Origin of the sequence: Streptomyces sp. NPDC048297 (genome assembly GCF_043201585.1) — a bacterium.
Lineage (GTDB): Bacteria > Actinomycetota > Actinomycetes > Streptomycetales > Streptomycetaceae > Streptomyces.
This window is the reverse complement of record NZ_JBICZA010000026.1, coordinates 38,735-55,555: the sequence shown is the minus strand read 5'-3', so window position 1 is coordinate 55,555 and position 16,821 is coordinate 38,735. Positions and strand designations below refer to the sequence as shown.

Annotated in this window: 16 protein-coding genes and 1 pseudogene; 3 read left to right on the top strand and 14 right to left on the bottom strand. The window is 70.8% G+C overall.

What is annotated here, in order from left to right:
* Positions 1–18: 18 nt before the first annotated feature.
* From ACGFYV_RS26010 to ACGFYV_RS25945, 14 genes and pseudogenes are all read right to left on the bottom strand, one after another.
* Complete coding sequence (locus tag ACGFYV_RS26010; protein WP_393880870.1) at positions 19–300, bottom strand: hypothetical protein; 282 nt, start codon at positions 298–300, stop codon at positions 19–21.
* Positions 297–737: pseudogene (locus ACGFYV_RS26005) on the bottom strand (hypothetical protein). The gene ACGFYV_RS26010 and the pseudogene ACGFYV_RS26005 overlap by 4 nt, the downstream one beginning before the upstream one ends.
* Positions 734–1,411: a GGDEF domain-containing protein gene (locus ACGFYV_RS26000; RefSeq protein WP_393880869.1), complete on the bottom strand. Its 678-nt coding sequence runs from the start codon at positions 1,409–1,411 to the stop codon at positions 734–736. Before ACGFYV_RS26000 ends, ACGFYV_RS26005 begins: the two are co-directional and overlap by 4 nt.
* Positions 1,412–1,637: 226 nt before the next feature.
* Positions 1,638–2,102: an RRQRL motif-containing zinc-binding protein gene (locus tag ACGFYV_RS25995; RefSeq protein WP_393880868.1), complete on the bottom strand. Its 465-nt coding sequence runs from the start codon at positions 2,100–2,102 to the stop codon at positions 1,638–1,640.
* Between the two features lie 307 nt (positions 2,103–2,409).
* Positions 2,410–4,734, bottom strand: a complete 2,325-nt coding sequence (locus tag ACGFYV_RS25990; protein WP_393880867.1) for a hypothetical protein — start codon at positions 4,732–4,734, stop codon at positions 2,410–2,412.
* 107 nt (positions 4,735–4,841) lie between these two features.
* On the bottom strand, positions 4,842–5,222 hold the full coding sequence (locus ACGFYV_RS25985; RefSeq protein ID WP_393880866.1) for a hypothetical protein: 381 nt from the start codon (positions 5,220–5,222) through the stop codon (positions 4,842–4,844).
* 21 nt (positions 5,223–5,243) lie between these two features.
* Entirely contained in the window at positions 5,244–6,944 is a 1,701-nt protein-coding gene (locus ACGFYV_RS25980) for a hypothetical protein (protein WP_393880865.1), read from the bottom strand.
* A gap of 253 nt (positions 6,945–7,197) precedes the next feature.
* Complete coding sequence (locus ACGFYV_RS25975; RefSeq protein WP_393880864.1) at positions 7,198–7,788, bottom strand: hypothetical protein; 591 nt, start codon at positions 7,786–7,788, stop codon at positions 7,198–7,200.
* Positions 7,789–7,834: 46 nt separating this feature from the next.
* Entirely contained in the window at positions 7,835–8,350 is a 516-nt protein-coding gene (locus ACGFYV_RS25970) for a hypothetical protein (RefSeq protein ID WP_393880863.1), read from the bottom strand.
* Between the two features lie 318 nt (positions 8,351–8,668).
* Positions 8,669–11,224, bottom strand: a complete 2,556-nt coding sequence (locus ACGFYV_RS25965) for a hypothetical protein (RefSeq protein WP_393880862.1) — start codon at positions 11,222–11,224, stop codon at positions 8,669–8,671.
* Positions 11,225–11,374: 150 nt separating this feature from the next.
* Positions 11,375–11,944, bottom strand: a complete 570-nt coding sequence (locus ACGFYV_RS25960) for a hypothetical protein (RefSeq protein WP_393880861.1) — start codon at positions 11,942–11,944, stop codon at positions 11,375–11,377.
* Positions 11,945–12,056: 112 nt separating this feature from the next.
* Positions 12,057–12,248 carry a DUF5999 family protein gene (locus ACGFYV_RS25955; protein ID WP_393880930.1) on the bottom strand — a complete coding sequence of 64 codons (192 nt, stop codon included), beginning with the start codon at positions 12,246–12,248 and terminating at the stop codon, positions 12,057–12,059.
* Between the two features lie 192 nt (positions 12,249–12,440).
* Entirely contained in the window at positions 12,441–12,746 is a 306-nt protein-coding gene (locus ACGFYV_RS25950; RefSeq protein WP_393880860.1) for a WhiB family transcriptional regulator, read from the bottom strand.
* Between the two features lie 494 nt (positions 12,747–13,240).
* Positions 13,241–13,849, bottom strand: a complete 609-nt coding sequence (locus ACGFYV_RS25945) for a hypothetical protein (protein ID WP_393880859.1) — start codon at positions 13,847–13,849, stop codon at positions 13,241–13,243.
* A 394-nt stretch (positions 13,850–14,243) separates the two neighbouring features.
* Here ACGFYV_RS25945 and ACGFYV_RS25940 point away from each other — a divergent pair, with 394 nt between their 5' ends.
* From ACGFYV_RS25940 to ACGFYV_RS25930, 3 genes are all read left to right on the top strand, one after another.
* Positions 14,244–15,035, top strand: a complete 792-nt coding sequence (locus ACGFYV_RS25940) for a GntR family transcriptional regulator (protein ID WP_393880858.1) — start codon at positions 14,244–14,246, stop codon at positions 15,033–15,035.
* 179 nt (positions 15,036–15,214) lie between these two features.
* Complete coding sequence (locus ACGFYV_RS25935) at positions 15,215–16,252, top strand: AAA family ATPase (RefSeq protein WP_393880857.1); 1,038 nt, start codon at positions 15,215–15,217, stop codon at positions 16,250–16,252.
* Positions 16,249–16,818 carry an AAA family ATPase gene (locus ACGFYV_RS25930; RefSeq protein WP_393880856.1) on the top strand — a complete coding sequence of 190 codons (570 nt, stop codon included), beginning with the start codon at positions 16,249–16,251 and terminating at the stop codon, positions 16,816–16,818. Before ACGFYV_RS25935 ends, ACGFYV_RS25930 begins: the two co-directional genes overlap by 4 nt.
* Positions 16,819–16,821 lie beyond the last annotated feature (3 nt).

Below are 16,821 nucleotides of genomic sequence, written 5' to 3'. Positions count from 1 at the left end.
GTCCTCCGGCGGGAGGGTTCAGGCGTGGGTGGCGCGTTTGGTGCTCTTGGGCTGGGTGTCGGAGGCGAACCTGCCGAGGCGGGCCTCAACGGGGTTCGCGGCGATCCAGTCCTCTGCGCACGCCTTGTGCACGGGCTCCCCGGCGTGGGAGCGCATCGGCGTGGGCTTGTCGCACAGCGCGCAGGGGCGGTCCTGCCAGCGGTCGAAGTGCTGGCTGTCGCGCCATTCGAGGAGCGCGCCGGGAGGCGGGACCAGGCTCGGCTCGAACGGCTGCTTCGTCTTGCCTCGGGTGCTGGTCACGGCCGGAAGCCGGGCAGTTGCTGGAACACGCGCTCCAGCAGGTCCGGCGTCGGCTTCCAGGGCACGACCTGCCCGCGCGCGGGGACGGGCAGGGGGAGCTCTTGGACGTCGGCGAGCACCAGGTGCCAGGCGCCCGGGTGCGCCCACGGCGAGCAGAGCGGCGCGCCCTCGGGGTCCTGGTGGCAGTCGGTGATCCGGGCGACACCGACCACGGCGCCGGTGACGAGCCAGCGGTCGCGGATCGTGCGGCCGATCAGCGGGATCCGCAGGGCGGGCTGGTCTGTGGTCTTGCTCGTGTGCAGCAGCACCCAGCCGGTCCGCCACCGGCCGGGCCTGTTCTCCACCGTCTTGGCCCCGGCGAGGATGCACGCCGCGTACGGCTACCGGATGCTGATGCCCCGGATCCAGTCGCCCTGGGGCAGGGTCGCGGTGCTCATGCGGCCCGCCCCCACACGCCGGTGCCCGGACGTCCGGCCCGGCGGCCGTTGATGGACGGCACGGTGGCGTGCTGCCGTGTCGCGAGGACGGCGCGGCCGGAGTGCTTGCCGTCGTAGAGAGCGGCGTCGGCGGCCCTCTGTAACACGCTCAGGTCGCGGGAGCCGACCGAGGCCGGGGCCGCGGCGCCGACCGAGGCGGCGACAGCAACGGTACGGCCGTCGTCCAGGACGACCGGGGTGTGCAGCATCCTCACCAGCTGCTCCAGGCGCTGCGCGCAGCGGCCGGCGGGCAGCGCCAGGACCACGGCGAACTCATCGCCTCCGAGGCGGCCGACGGCGGCGCGCGGGCCCGCCCACGCGGTGAGCCGGGCGCCGAACGCGGCGAGGACGGCGTCCCCGGCCGGGTGGCCCATCGTGTCGTTCACGGCCTTGAAGTGGTCGGCGTCGACCATGACCAGCACCGTGTCGTCGCCGTGGCGTGCGAGGACCCGGCGGGCGCGGGCGGTGTAGGCGTCGCGGCGCAGCAGCCCCGTCAGCGGGTCCTTCTTCGTGGCGGCGAGCTGCCTGTGCAGCGCGACGGCGTGCACCGCCCAGCCGGTCAGCGGCACAGCGGCGGTCGTCAGAAGGAGGGTGCGCGAGCCGATTCGGCCCCGGGTGTGCAGGACGGAGTCCATACTGAGGATCTCCCTCTCGTCTCGTACGGGATGGGTGGGCCCGGGACAGGCGGTTGGTTTCCACGCCTTGGCGTCTGTCCCGGGGCAGAGCTACAGCTCGAAGTCGCCGTGGTCGGCGACGCGGAGCCGGCTGTACGGGTTGAGCGGGCGGCCGGACTTTGCCAGTGCTGCGGCCGCCCGGTTGTGCGGGCCCCGTCCCGGCCTGTGCGGTCGGGACGGGGCTGGCTCACGCGGCCAGCCGGTGAACGGCCGAGGCTGGGAGGGTCATGAGGCTGCTGGGGTCGATGGGCGTGCCGTCGAAGCACTCCAGGCAGCAGCCGAGTTTCTTCGAGAGGCAGATGTAGAACCGCCTCCGGCACTGGCCACAGGTCTGCCGAGCTGCCATCGCCTGATCGAGGGCCCACTCCTGAGCGAGCGTCGGCGTCCTCTTGGGCTTGGCCAGGTCGATGCGGAGCAGGTAGCCGCGGGTGGGGTGACGGCAGGACCACTGCGGGCGGGTCGCGCACAGCCTGCACCGCAGGATCGCGACCGGGCCTTCGTTGCCGCCGGGGCTCAGCCCCATCTCCCGTAACTGCCGCCTGGTCACGAGCCCTTCGGGCACCGTGCTGCGGTCGTACTCGGGCAGCGCCGCGTCACTGCGCGGCACCCGGGCCACCTCGCAACGGCGGTGCTTCTTCCTCGGGCGCGGCATCACCTGTTCCAGGCACCGGGCAGCCGGTCGGGGCGGTGCGGGTAGCGGGGGCCGGGACGCTGCGGGCGGGGCCGGCCGATCCGGCGGCGCGGGCGGGGGATGAGCACGAGTGATCTCCTCCAGTCGTCGGGCGGACAGCGCTGCGCCCCGCCGGCGTCGTGCTGGTGTCGGCGGGGCGCAGCGGGTGGTGTGTTCGGCCAGGCGGCCTGTCCGGTCCTCGCCCGGCCCCGGGTGCGGGGTGGGGCGAGGACCGGGCAGGGCGTCAGGCCAGCGGGGGGTGCGGGCGCGCCGTTTCCAGTGGAAACGGTCAGGCGGCCTCGTCGCTGGCCTCCGGTCGGCCGCCCAGGGCCACCTTCGAGGCTTTGCCTTCCTTGATCCGGTGGATCTTTCCTGCCTTTTCCAGCTTGTTCAGCACGTTCGCGAAGGTCGACTCCGCCACCCCGCAGGCGGCCTGCAGCTGGCCCCGCTCCACGTAGTCGATGTCGTCGGGGGCGATCTCGTCGCCCTCGTCGACCATGTCCACGTACATGGGGTCGGACTCGTCACGGAGGGCGGCCAGGACCTTCTCCTCCGACGTCAGCTCCTTGGTCTTCGGGAGGTTGACGCCGGCGAACGAGGTCCCCGCCTCGCCGGTCCCGCCTTCGCCGTCCTTCTCCTCGAAGCCGGGGATGGGGGTCTGGGCCAGCTCCTCCATGTACGCCTCGTCGCCCCACCAGGGCACGTCGGCCGGCGCCATGATGTTCTCCGGCCGGATATGCGCGGTGGCGTCCTCCAGGGTGTCGATCCGCATCATGCCGGCGCGCCCGCCCGGCGCCGCGACGTAGCCCAGGCCGAAGGTGCGGCGCGGGTCCGACTCCTCCATGGTCGGGTCGTACACCAGCGAGTCGTCCTCTTCCACCCACACCGGCGGGATCAGGGAGGGGTCGATCCCCTCGAAGCCGGGGGGAAGGTCGCCCAGGTTCACCTGGTCGCTGTCGGTACGCAGAACGATCCAGGTACCGCCGGCCAGGAGGTTGGCGCGGATCGCCTGCTCTCCGCCCAGCTGGTCCAGGTTCACGGTCTGGTTGATCAGGATCCAGGGCATGCCCATGGAGCGGGTCAGGGAGGCGCCGTCCTTGACGATCTTCACGGCCTCCTTGCGGTTCGGTGCGCCTGGGGCCAGCATCTGGGCGGCCTCGTCCAGGATCGTGGCGCAGTACGGCCGCATCGCGGACGGCTCGAAGTTCTTCAGTTCCAGGCGGGCGGCCTCTTCGATCCGGTGCTGGAGGACCCACCAGGACAGCCGCATGGCGCCCAGGGCGCCTTGCTGCGTCAGGCCGCTGTAGGCGGCCATCTTCGGGATCGCGGGGTTGCTGGCGCCCTTCGGGTCGCCGTAGATCTGGGCCATCTTGTTGGCGTGGTACGCCAGGCTGATCATCTGGCCCGTGCCTCCCTTGCCGGAGCCGGTGGTACCGGCGATCACGAAGTGGAGGGCGCCCAGCTTCGGGTCGAACAGCTGGATCTTCGCGGGGAACCCGGAGACGATCTTCCCGATGTTGACCCAGCCGCCCGGGGTGGCCTTCAGGGAGTCCAGGCCCTGGAAGTCGTGGCCGGCCTCCAGCGGGTTGTGGTCCATGACACGGATGACCGCGCGCCGCGGGTCGCGCCGTCCCGGCTCGTAGGAGACGAGGTCGATGGAGCGGCGGAGCGCGCCGGCCAGTTCCCCGAGGTTGACGACGCGGGGGAGGGCGTCCAGGTCGTCGTCAGCCACGACGCGCGCCACCTGGCCGCCGGTGTTCTCGTCCTTGCCGACCTCCTCCAGGTGCGTCTTCGGCAGGACCCGCGCCCGAACTCGCTTCCAGGCGCCCTGGAGGGTGGAGGGGTCCAGCTCCGCGCGCTGGGTGTACCAGACGGTGATGTAGGCCTCACCGGAGTGCGCGCCGTACTTGATGTCGATGTCGTCGACCGAGCGGCCGAAGAGGCTGGAGACGGTCTCCTTCGACACGTTCACCGAGTCGCCCAGGGCCGCGGTGATCCGTCCATGCCAGCAGTCCGCGTAGATCACGACGTCGGAGAGGACCTGGTTGCGGTGGCGTCCCGTCTTCGGGTCGCTGATCACGCGCCCCCAGGCCGCGATCATCTTGTCGGCCAGGGACACCGGGCCCGGGTCGCCGGTATTGGCCGGGGCGGCCTGTGGCGGCGCCTGCTCCACCTCGATCCTCCGTCGGCCGAAGACGCGGCGAAGGCGCCAGCCGGTGAAGACGACTGCGGCCCACCAGCCCAGCGACAGGATCCCGGGAATGGTGGTCGGCTCGAGGGCGCCGGCCATCAGCGCGTCGGACGCCTCGGCTCCGCCCATCTGCCCCAGGGCCAGGCCCATTCCGGTGGTGATCGTGGAGATCCCCATGGTGTCGCGGTGCGCCCGCGCGATGTCGATCCCGGGGAGCTGGTTCGCCCAGCGGCCCAGGCGGTTCATGTAGTTGGCGCCGGCGAACGTCGCACCGGCCAGGAAGCCGGCCCCGGCGTAGGCCGCCGCATTCGGGTCCAGGTAGGGGGCCAGGATGCCTACCCCGACGGGGAGGACGATCTGGAGCGCCGCGGCGGCGCGCTCCACCGGCTCCGCGTTCGGCACGGTCTTAGTGGTGGTGGACATCGGGGGAAACTCCTGTCTGGATACGGGGTGATCCGCAAAGGCGCGGCCGACCCGCAGGGTGCGATCCCCGGGCCGGCCGCGCCGGTGGTGGGTGGTGCTGGATGGTGCTATTCCTGCTCGAACCAGTCGCGCGAGACCTTCTCCAGGTCCGTCACGCTGGAGCGGTCGAAGGCTTCCTGGAACCCGGCGTGGGTGGTGCGGGCCTGGTCGCCCGCCGCCTTCGCGGCCTTCGCGGTGTCGGCCGTCTTCGACGCGTAGGTGATCGCGCCGTCCGACACCCCGCGGATGATTTTCGCGAGCTCCTGGCACTCCGCCAGGGAGTCGCGGTCCACACTCTTGGCCCCCAGCGCGTCCGCGTCGGACGCGGTGTCGTCGGCCAGTTCCTTGATGGTGTCCGCGGCCTTCTTGACGCCCTCCGCGTTGCGGGCCAGGGCCTTCTCCCTGGCCTCGGTCTTCCGGACGAGGACCTTGTACGTCAGCTCCGCCATGATCGGCTCTCCCGTCTGGTCCTACGCGGCGGGCGCGTAGGAGCCCTTGTCGTTGTAGAAGCGGAGCTCGGCCGGCTTCGTCTCGTCGCTGTCCACCACGGCCTTGTACAGCGGTGCGTACCTGGTCCCGATGTTGGTCAGGACGACCTTGCACATCTCCGCCGCCCGCTTCGCGCGCTTGTGGAGTTCGGCGGCCTCCGCCGCCTGGGCCTTCGCGGCGTCGGCCAGCTTCGTCAGCTTCGCGGCCAGCTTCTCCCCGCCTTCGACGGCCTTCGCCTGTTCGGCCAGCTCCTGGCACTCCTTCGCCTCGTCCTCCGCCGCGGCCTCGAGCGACTTGCACGCGTCGGCCACCTTGATCAGGTGGTTCTCCTTGGCCTCCAGCTTGCGTTCGTACTGCTTGAAGTTGCGCAGCTCCTTCCGGTTGATCGACCCACGGGCACCCTCCGTTCCCAGGGTCAGCGTGTTCGCGTCGATCTCCTTGACCAGGAGGGGCTTCACGTCCGTGCTCACTCCGTCGTCTCCTTCATCCGGCGGGGCGATGACGAGCGTCTGGCCGCTGGGCCCGGTGACCGTCGTCCCCCGCTGCTTCGGGTCGTCCTTCTTCGGGTCCTGCTGCTTCGCCTTGTGGCCGGTGTGCGCCTTGTCCAGCCGCGCGTGCTCCTTGCCGTTCTCCTCTTTCTTGTCCTGGTATCCGTCCTTCGCGCCTTTCGAGTACGCCTTCACGTGGTCGATCACGTTCCGGACCGCGGAACCGTCGCCGTGGCCCATCTCCCGTGAACGCTGGAGCGGGGTCCGGCTATCGGTCCCGTTCGAGCCCTGGTCGCCGTCCTTGCCGTCCTTACCGTTCTTGCCGGCGTCGCCGCTCGAACCGGATCCGCCGCCGCTCCCGGAGGAGCCGCCCGAACCCTGGCCGCTGCCGCCGCCCTTCTTCAGGTCGGCCTTCGCGCCCTGGCCCTCGTCGGCCTTGTCCTTCGAGTTGCCGGAATTACCGCCGGACGAGCCGCCCGACGTCGACCCACCGCCGCTTCCGGAGGCGCCGGCCTTTCCGTCCTTGCCCGCCTTTCCGCCAGCCCCCGCGTTCCCCGAGGAGCCGTCCTTTCCCTTGCTCCCGGAGTCCTTCGCCCCCTTGGAACTGGTGTCCTTCGACGAACCTCCGCCACCGTTTCCACTGGTGCCGCTCCCACCTCCGGATCCGCCGCTCCTATTCGTGCCGGACGAGCCGTGCCCAGCGCCTCCGGTGGCGCCGCCGCTTCCTCCGCGCCCGGCACCCGTGGAGCCGTTCCCGGTGGAATTTCGGCCTGAATTTCCACCACCATTTCCGCCGGAATTCTGACCCCCTCCACCGGCCCCTCCGGAGCCGTTCCGGGTGGGAAGTCCAGGCGATTTCATGAGCGTGGTGGTCCGGGTCTCTTTCACCTGATGCGCGCCAGCCTTGGCCTTCTCCAGGTCCAGCCGCTTGTTCGCTGTCCCTCCACCCTTCGCCCAGCGGGTCGCGCCCGCCCGGATCAGCGTTTTGACCATGCCCTCCTTGTAGCGGGCACCGGCCGCGTCGGAGCCGTCCCCGGTCAGGTCCTCAGGGGCCTTGAACGACTCGCTGGTGACGCCCGGGGAGGAGCGGTCCACCACTCCGTCGGGGTCCGCCTTCGCGGCCGGGTCGTCACCGTCCGGCCTGGCCCCGGCACCGGTCGCAGTGACCGGTCGGGCCGGCTCTACCGCAGCCATCAGGGCGGCCATGATGCCGGTGTCTCCGGCTGGCGCCGGCGCGGTGCTGGCGGCCGGCGAAGCGGGCGGATCGGGTGGCCCTGCGGGGACCGGGGGCACCGTATCGGTCGCCATCATTTCCTCACTCTCCGTGGTCGTCGATGGTTCCTTACTCCTTACCTCCCAGCGGAGAGCAGCCGATCAGCTGGACCATGGGAGTCCGATTGCGGCGCTCTCCGCCAGGAGGGAAGGAGTAATTAATCACCGTGAGTGACTACGCGTCGGCCTTCTTGCCCTTGCGTGCGAACACCGCGATGGCCAGGCCACCGCCGGCGACGAGGCTCAGCAGGGCGGGGGAGTTGATCCCACCGCCCCCTGCACTAGCGGCATCCCGGGCGTCGCCGGCAGCCTCCATGCCGGACCCGTCGACGGCCTCGTACTGCTGCTTGCAGTCCGCCACGACGTCGCCCCTCGAGGGCGATCCGTATCCCTTGCCGATCAGGCCGGAAGAGTCCTTCACGCACTTGTCGACGGCCGCCTGGATCTTGTCGGCGGACGCGGCCGCAGCCTTCTTGTCGGAACTCGCCTGCTCGTTCCTGATCCTCATCTCCTCCAGCTCCAGCTTCTTCATCTGGACCTGGAGGGCTGCGGCCTCCTTCTCGTCCTTCGCGACGGCCGCCGAATGGACCTGGAACCAGATGGTTCCGCCACCAACGATCGCCACCCCGGCCACCGCGACGGCGACCCTCCCCCGGCGGGTCAGACCGGCCTTCTTCTGCTTTGCGACCGGGGTTCCGTACGGCCCTTCATCGGCGTACGGGGAAGCGTCCTCAGCGCTATTCCCGAAGGCCATTCCGGCCGCCATTCCGGCCTGAATTCCTTCGAATACCCTCTCTTCTTCCGGTGTCATTTCAGTCTCCGTTCTTACGCGCCAGGTCGGAGGCCGCAGAGATCATGGCCTCCACACCCCGGAAAGTGTTGTCGGACAGGTCGTTCCACTCCCAGAACCGCATGTTCACGCCCTGGCGTGCCAGTTGGGTCTGGAGGTAATTCACGGCTTTCCCCCGGTCGATCGTGGTCACATGCCCGGTGGATTCCAGAAAGGTCTGGGCACCCCTGATGCACATACGTCCGGTGGGGGAGAAATCGAAGGACTGGCACCAGCCGTAGCGGGTCAGGACTTCGATCACCTGGACCAGGTGGTACGAGGGCTTCAAGGGACGCGGCTCCTGCCAGAGCCCCAGATCAGCCATCGCGGACCGGACCCCCTTGGGGATCATGCGCTGGCCCCAGGTCGGGGGGTCGGGCGCCCAGATCTCCAGGGCCGGCGGGATCACCGCGGGGGGCGCCAGCGCGGGCGCCAGAGGGATCGTCGTACGGGTGAAGCGCCCAGACTTCGGGGCTGGCCCGGTCGTCGTGGGTGCCATGCTGTGCTCCTTTCTTGCGTGAGTGGACAAGCCGAAGACCCCCGCTGATCACGCATCAGCGGGGGTCTTCGTGTGCCTGCAGCGCGTCGCGGATCTCCGTCCACTCGGGGCGATGCCCGAGCTCAGTGCAGGGAGACGAATGCGGTCGTGGCACAGGGTGGGTGGCACTCGTTTCGTGCCGGGCCCGCTGTAACCCCGCTCGGGGGCACGGTGCGGGCGAGCGGCCTGTCGGCCGTGGCCGTCACCGGACCGCGCTCGGTGGGCGAGCGCGGTCCGGGGGCGACTATGGGCGGCAGGGCGATTGTGCGGGCGGTCCGGTCAGCGGACCGTGTGCTGCTTGAGAGCGACGGCGATCTGCCCGGCGCGGTCCGTGGCGATGGAGCCGCCCTCGGACCGGACCGCCTTGGCGATGTTGGTCCGGTTCAGCGGCTCGTTCGCGGTCCGGAGCCGGTCCAGCGCGGTCCGCTCCAGGTCCGTGAGCGTGATGACCGTGAGGTCCGGACCGCCGTCCGCGTTCCGGTCCGGACCGCTTGCGCTGTCCGGCGCCTCCTGGTCTGCCGGTCCGGTGCGGTCTGCGTCCTGCGGTCCGGGAGCGGCGTCGGTGGTCCGGACCGTCACCCTGTGCGTGCCCGCCGCGCTCTGGGTGGCGGGCACGGTCCGAGGTCCCCGGTCCGGACCGGGGCCGGTCGGCAGGTCAGTGCTCTGCGGTCCGGACGGACCGGCCTCCAGGGCGAGCACCGGTCCGCCGGTCCGGTCCGTGGCTCCTGCGGTCCGGACCGGGCCATGGACCGCCTTCCGGTCGGCCGGACCGGACCGGACCGCGTACCCGCCGTGCTGGACCGGGCGGACCGGAGTGAGGCTTTCCAGCGGTCCGTTCCGGTCCATGCGGGTCAGGGTGAGGACGGTGGGGATGGCAGCCGGTCCGTGGTCGTCGGTCCCGATGCGGGGGACGACGACCCGGTGCAGGGCCAGACCGGTCCGGACCGCCTTGCGGTCCGCGAGCTGTGCACCGGCCGCGGTCCAGGCCCGGTCCAGCGTGGTCAGGCGCGGATCGGTGATCGCCAGCGACCAGGCGGTGAAGCTGTGGACCGGGTAGCGGAACCAGCGGACCGCCCCGATGGAGGGCCGCGCCTTGGCGACCTTGCCGTCCTCACGGAGCTTGCGGCGGTGGATCAGTGAGGCGTACAGCTCCCACAGCACCATGCCGACGATGCTCATGGCGGCGAACGCCACCGCCTTCGGGGTGAAGTGCCAGTAGGTGATCTGCTCCGTCCAGATCTCCTTCTTCTCGTCCCAGACCCGGCTGCCGGCCACCGGCTGCCCGGAGGCGTGCCAGAAGTTCATGACCGCCGCCCCGAGGGCGAAGATCCAGGTGGAGACCCGGTAGAGGGTTCCGGCGTCGCCGCCCTGGCGGGCCTGGTGGTACATCCAGCCCACGAACGCCGTCGACAGCTCCCACGCGGCGGCGAACAGGATTGTGAACGGGACGACCCAGCCGAGGATGTCTTCGGCGAATCCGGCCTGGCCCGTCCACGCGACGGCCATCGGGGCGGTGATCGGGCCGATCACCATCAGGCGTTCCGCGTTGACCTTCACGAACTGCTTCGCGCGGTCGGTCACGGACGGCTTTCCGGAGCGGGAGGCGGCCCGCAGCTCACGGGTCTTGGCCTTGCGTGCCTCCTTCGTATCCCGGCGCTCCCCTTTCGCCTGGAGCTTGAGGCGCTTGCGCTCCAGGGCGCGCTCGGTGCGGTCAGTGGCACGCTTCATCCGGGCGGCGGCTTCGGCCACCATGTCGTCGGCGGCCTTCAACGTGACGTCCGTGTCCGCTTCCCGCAGCCGGGCCTGTGCCAGGGCCTGCTCGGCTTCCTTGAGCTGCGCGTCCCGCTTGGTGCGAGCCGCGGCCAGGATGCGGTCGGCCTCCTCACGGGCGGTGCGGGTCAGTCGCTCGGCGTCCTCGGCCGCCGTCGCCCGCAGCCGGCCGATGTCCTCCTTGGCGAGCGCGCGCGTACGAGCCGCATCCACGCGCGACGCCTCCCGCTCGCGGGCGGCGTCCTCACGCAGGTCGGTGGCCGCCTTCTCCGCTTCCGTGCGCAGCCGCGCGGCCTGGGCGTCCGCGCTCTCGCGCAGCCGGTCGGCCTCGCCGCGCGCCCTCTGAAGGACATGGTCGGCGTCGATGGTGGCCCGGGTATGGGTCTCCGCCGCAGTGCACTCCGCCGCGAGTAGCTCGGTGCGCGCACTCTCCGCGTCGGCGAGAACCTGCGCGGCCTCCGCCTGCACGGTGTCCGCCTTCGAGGCCGCCGTGGTCGTGACCTCCTGCGCCTGGTCGCGGGCGTCGGCGAGTAGCTGCTCGGCAGCCGCGCGGGCGTCGGCGAGGACCTGGTCGGCGTTGCCGGACGCCGTCGCCGTGACGGTGTCGGCCTCGCTGCGCGCGTCAGCGAGCAGCTGCTTGGCCTTCGCGTCGGCGTCGGCCAGGACCTGGTCGGCGTCGGTGGCCGCGCTGGTCGCGGCCTCCGTGCGGACCCGGTCGGCGTCCGTCGCGGCGACGGCCAGGAGGCGGGACTGCTCCGCGGTGGCGGCCTCGGTGATCGAGGCGGCCTCGAAGTACGCGCCGTCCAGCAGCTCGGTGCGGGCGCGCTCCGCGTCGGCGAGGATCCGCACGACGTCGTCGGCGGCCTGGTCCCGAAGGTCGGCGGCGCGGTCGGTGGCGTCGGCCAGGACCGGGTCGGCCTCCGGGAAAATCAGCGGCACCGTCTCCTCGGGCGCGGCGGCCTGGGCGGGAACGGAGGCCGGTGTCGCCGGTGCCTTGGCGCGCCCGTTGCGGGGCTTCGGGTTCGCCGCGGGGCGCCGGCGGCGGGTGGCGGGCTTGGTGGCCACGGAAAGTCCTCTCTCTTCCGGGCGCCTCCGAGAAGGGGCACCGTGGATCTGCGGCGGTGGGTAAGGTCGTGACCAGGCCCTCCGAGGCCCCGGCAGCTGAAATGCCGGGGCCTCGGAGGGCCGTCGTCTTGGTGTGGTCAGCGCCGGGGATCAGGCAGCCGCCGCGTCCTGGCTGGGCCCGTAGGTGCGGGCGAACCGGGCGCCCGCGGTCAGCAGGGCGGTGATGTCCGCGTGGTTGCGGTGCTGCCGCTCCGACCAGGGCGTGGCGCGGGCGGAGTCGGACCCGGTGTGGGCCTGGATCAGCCGGTCCAGGACGAAGCCCGCCACGTAGGCGGTGTCCGTGTCTCCGTGGGCGCCGTCCTCGCCGACGTGACGCAGCGCCGCGGACAGGGTCCGCTGCGGGTCGGTGCCGCTCTCGTCGCGGACGAAGCGGATCAGCGCCCGGAGCATCGCCTTGACCGTCATGGAGTCGTCGTCGGCGAGGTCCGCGCCGGCCGACCAGTCCTTGCTGTAGTCGTAGGCGCGGATCCAGCCGTCCTTGTCCAGCAGGGCGATGGTGGCCTCCAGGTGGCGGGCCACGGACTCGCCGGAGGACTTCTCGCCGGACGGGCCGATCCACAGCGGCTGGTAGGAGTCGGCGGCGAGTTCGGCCGCCTTGCTCAGCGTCACGTCGGAGAACACCGCAGCAGTGGAGGCGAGGGCGGTGATCGTCTCGGTCATGCGAGCCTCATTCCTGGGTTCGTTGGGTGGGTCCGGGCTGTCCGGCTCCCCGTCACCGCCCGACCCGGCCGCCACGGTGGTGGGCGGTCGGTGCGGGCGGATCAGGCAGCCGTCAGACCAGGGCGGCGACGGAGCGGTGCGGGGCGACGATCCGGCCGTCGGGGAGCAGCTCGCCGGTGTCCTCGAACAGCAGGACGGCGTTGCACAGCAGGCTCCAGCCCTGCTCCGGGTGGGCCGCCACGACGTGCGCGGCCTCTCGGTCCGGGCTGGCGGCCGACGGGCATTTCGGAGTGTGCGTGCACAGCGAGTCCGGCAGCCGTCGGGTGCCGGTGACGGTCGGGGTGGTGCGGTCCATGAGCTCTCCCGGAGAGGAAGGGATCCCGAGGCTTTCCCGGGCTGGAGACGTGCGAAAGGCTGGCCGCCCGTCGTGCGGGCGGGCAGGCAGTGGCAGTGCTGCGGGACGGGCCAGAACTTGGCCGCCGCTCCCGTCCAGCGGTCAGGCGGCGGCGCGCTTGCGGGCGGCGCAGCGCTTCATCCGGCGCCGCTCGTCCTCGTCGGTGCCGCCCCACACGCCGTGCTCCTGGCCGCTCTCCAGCGCCCACTGCAGGCAGCGCTCCATGACCGGGCAGCGGCGGCACGCGGCCTTCGCCTCCTCGATCTGCAGCAGTGCCGGACCGGTGTTGCCGATCGGGAAGAACAGCTCGGGGTCTTCGTCCTTGCACACCGAGTGGGCCCGCCAGTCGGTGTTGACCGGCAAGTCGGCGGAGGGCGCGTAGGTCGTGCGTACGATGGAGCGGTTCATCAGGGCCTCCCAGAAGGTCCGTACGGAACAGCCCCAGGGGCGCAATCCCTGGGGCTGTTCGCATGTCTGCGGCCAGACGGCCGGAGCGAGGGGTGAGTTCCCGGCGCCGTCGTCCCCGCCCGGAAGGGGGCGGGGACGACGGGCAATGCCGGGGGAATCAGCGGCGGTTGTTCTCCGACCGCTTGTTCTGCTCTGCGTTCTTGCGCGAGAGTTCAGCGCGTTCCGCGTCGGTCAGGCTCATGATCGCGTTCATCACTTGCCTCCCCGTGCCCGGCGCAGCGCCTCATCCATGTCCGGGTCCGAGTCAGTGTTGCCGAGCGGGCGTGCGATGCTGGTGGGCATCAGGTCCTCCAGTCAGGTCCTGGACAGCCCCGGAGGGTCTCAAGTCGCCGGGGCTGTCGTGCTGTTCAGGCTGTTCGTACGAGCAGCCACGGCCCCGGCCGCCCCCTGTTGAAGCGGGGCGGCCGGGGCCGTGGTCGTTCGTGCGGAGCGGATCAGCGCGCGCGGCGCTGGGGGTGGAGCGGCTTGAGCGGCACCGGCGGCGCGCCCAGCGGCGCGTCACCGTCGGGCAGCTCCGCGCGGCGGGTGTCCGTGTCACGGACCGCCGACTCGGTCGACGCCCACTTCATCTCCCGCAGCAGCCACAAGGGCCGGCCGTCGCCGGGCTCGTCATCCGTCGTCACCGCCTGCTTCTGCGCGGCGATCTGGCTGACGGCCGGGGCGGGCGCGATCTTCGGCTTGCGCAGCACGTTGGTCGGACGGCGGTGGCCGGTCTCCGCGTGGCCGTCCTCCAGGCGCTCCTGCCACTTCTTCACCGTGACGTTGACCGTGACTAGGCGGTTGCTGCCCTGGCAGCGGACGGCTGGAGCCTTGCCTGCCAAGCCGGTGTCGTGCGGCACAAGCTTGGGCTTCTTGGCCTGAATTCCAGTGATCGGCACCCACGTCGTGCAGTCGGGGCAGATCAGCGAGGCGCAGGCGGGGCGCAGGTCGTACTGGTGGGGCTTGAGGGTGGAGATGACGAGCGCGGGGCGGGCGTTGACGGTGCGGGAACGGGTCCGGCTCCGGCGGGGGCGGGCGGTGCGCTCAAGGGTCGAAGCAGACATATGAACTCCTCACGGACGGAGCGGCGGGGGCGCGGGTCGCGATGCTCTCTCCGCCCCCGGGCCGCACGGCACAAGGCCGGCATCCCGCAGGACAGACAGCGCACAGCGCTGCGACGTGCACGCAGTCGTCGCGGCCGTCAGGCTCCGGGGGAGTTCGATGGTGCTCTCAACCCCGGCCGCCCCGAGGGGCGGACGACTACTGCGGTGGTACTGGGGGCGTAACCCCTGCTCAACGGAGCGTTAGGGCTATCGCTATCGCCTAGTAGAGACCATGCCGGGCTACCGAGTCAATAGCGATAGCTCTATTCATGTCGATCGGTTGTGCTCGCACATCGCCGCCTGATAGAGCTAGCTCTAGAATCAGATCCGCGCAGCACTCTGAAAGGTGGCTTCGATGCCCGTCTCGTATCGCGACATCGCCGCTGACCTGCGACAGCAGATCGGCGAGGGGCGATACATGCCGGGCGACAAGCTGCCGATGCTCACCGACCTCCAGGCCCAGTACAGCGCTGGCTATCAGACCGTGCGAAGCGCCATCTCGCTCCTGGAGCAAGAGGGTCTGGTCGTCGCGGTGCGCCGCAGAGGGACCATCGTGCGAGAGCGTCCTGAGAAGCGACGCATCACCCGGTCCCGCCAGGTCTTCCGCGATGCGATCGGCTACTACTTCGACCCGACTGCCCAACCGTGGGTGGCCTTGGAGCCTCCCACCCTGCGTTGGGGCATCGTGCCGGTCGATCTCGCTGCCCTCATGGGCCTCCCGACCGGATCCGAAGTCCTCGTTCGCGACCGCGTGATGGGCGACCCCGAGAGCAGGAAGCCAAAGCAGTTGGCCACCAGTTACCTGCCGGCCGAACTCGCTCGAGGAACTCGACTCGCAGAGGCCGACACGGGGCCCGGCGGCATCTATGACCGCCTGGAGGAGATGGGCCACCGCCCCCTCCGCTGGAGCGAAGGCGTCTCCGCTCGCATGCCCTCGCCCGAAGAAGCGGAGGCGTTGAACCTCCCAGCCGACGTTGGTGTTCCGCTCCTGCGCGTCGTACGAGTCACGACCAGCTCCAACGGCGAGGTTGTCGAGCTGAACGACACCAGGATGAGCGCCGAAGAATTCGAGATCGGCTACTCCATCCGACGCCACGCGAGTGCTCGGCTCGCTGATGACGACGGAGATGGTGACGACGACCACTGACAGCACCTCACGTGCCATGGCGTCCCTCCCGTCGGCTGTTCTCGTGAGGGCCATCACACTCGGGCCGGGCAGGGCGAACCATCACAGGGACTTGTCCAAGCTCGTACGCACCGCCATTCGCGCGTTTTCAACATCCGCGTATACATGCGATTTGCAGCCCGAGCCCTAGGCTCGCGGCCATGACGATGACGGAGGGGCAGAGAGTGGGGAAGCAACGCGCTGGATGGAGGCCGGACCGGCTACGGGAGCAGCGCGAGGCCCACGGCCTGACCTTGGAAAAGGCCGGCGAGCGCCTCCGGGAAGTCGCTGAGCGGGCCAAGCTCAAGGGCATTCCGGCTGCGAATCCTCAAACCCTGTGGCAGCACGAGCAGGGGGAGGTCTATCCCGGCCCGCACTACCGGCGCGCCTACTGCCTGCTGTACCGCGCGACCGAGCCGGACCTCGGCTTCCGTGCCGCGCTGCCGGGGGAGGAGACTTCTTTCAAGCTCACGCCGATGGACGACCGCCTCAACGGCTCGCACGTCTTGGCGGTTGAGCGAGCCATTCACCGCATCGCGCCGGGCTCGGACGAAGCCGACCACTTCGACTTGCAGCAGCGGATCATCGACGCGTGGAAGCGTCGGCACACGGGCGGCGACCCCCACCGTCCCGTCCTCATCCTGGTCGGCGGCTTCGCCGGCAGTGGGAAGACCGAGCTCGCCCGCTTCTTCGTTCAACTGACCGGCTGGCCGCTGCTCGACAAGGATCCTCTGACCCGCCCGCTCGTGGAGCGGCTCCTGGTCGCGCTGGGTGGCGATGCGAACGACCGGCACACCAAGCTCTACCGCGAAAAGGTCCGCCCCGTGGAGTACGACTGCCTGATGCAGTCGGCCATGGCCAACATCAAGTGCGGCATCTCCACGGTGCTGACCGCCCCGTTCATCTCCGAGATGACTGACTCTGACTGGATGCAGCGCCTGGCCAACCGAGCCGGATCGATGGGTGTCGACGTCTTCCCGGTGTGGGTGCGCTGCGACGAAGAGTCGATGCGCGAGTACATCGGATTCCGCTCAGCGGCCCGGGACGCGTGGAAGCTCCAGCGGTGGGACGAGTACATGGCCACGATCAACCTCGGCCTGCGCCCGGCGGTGCCGCACCTGGTCGTCGACAACCGTTTGGGCACCGCAGTGACGCTCGCGGACCAGGCCCGGCAGGCGATGGGAGCGATGTACGCGTGACGAAGAAGCAAGGCGTGATTCTCTACGGCCCGCCGGCCTCGGGCAAGGACACCGTCACCACCGCGCTCAGCGAACTCGACTCCAGGTACGCGCAATTCGCGCGGCTCAAGGTCGGAACGGGGAAGGCCACCGGCTACCGGATGGGCACGGCGGAACAGCTGCGCGAGCTGGAGGCCGCGGGCGACGTCGTCTACTCGAACAGCCGCTACGGCAACACGTACGTCATCGACGCGCCCGGCCTGGACGCGGCGTTCGAGGCCGGGGTGCCCGTTGTGCACCTCGGGCAGGCCGCCGGCGTCCAAGCGCTGGTCGACGGCTACCCGGCCAGCTGGTCCGTCGTGCTGCTGTGGTGCCCGCGCGAGGTGACCGAGCAGCGGTCGGCCAGACGCGGCGACAGCGACACCACGGCGCGCCTGGCAGCGTGGGACGCGACCCGCGAGGACCTGGACGCGCACCCGGGCAGGGTCTGGGACCTGACCGTGGACACCACGACATCGGGGCCGCAGGACTCAGCGCGGCTCATCGACCAGCTGCTGGCGCAGCGGGCGGGAGCGGCGACGGCATGAGCG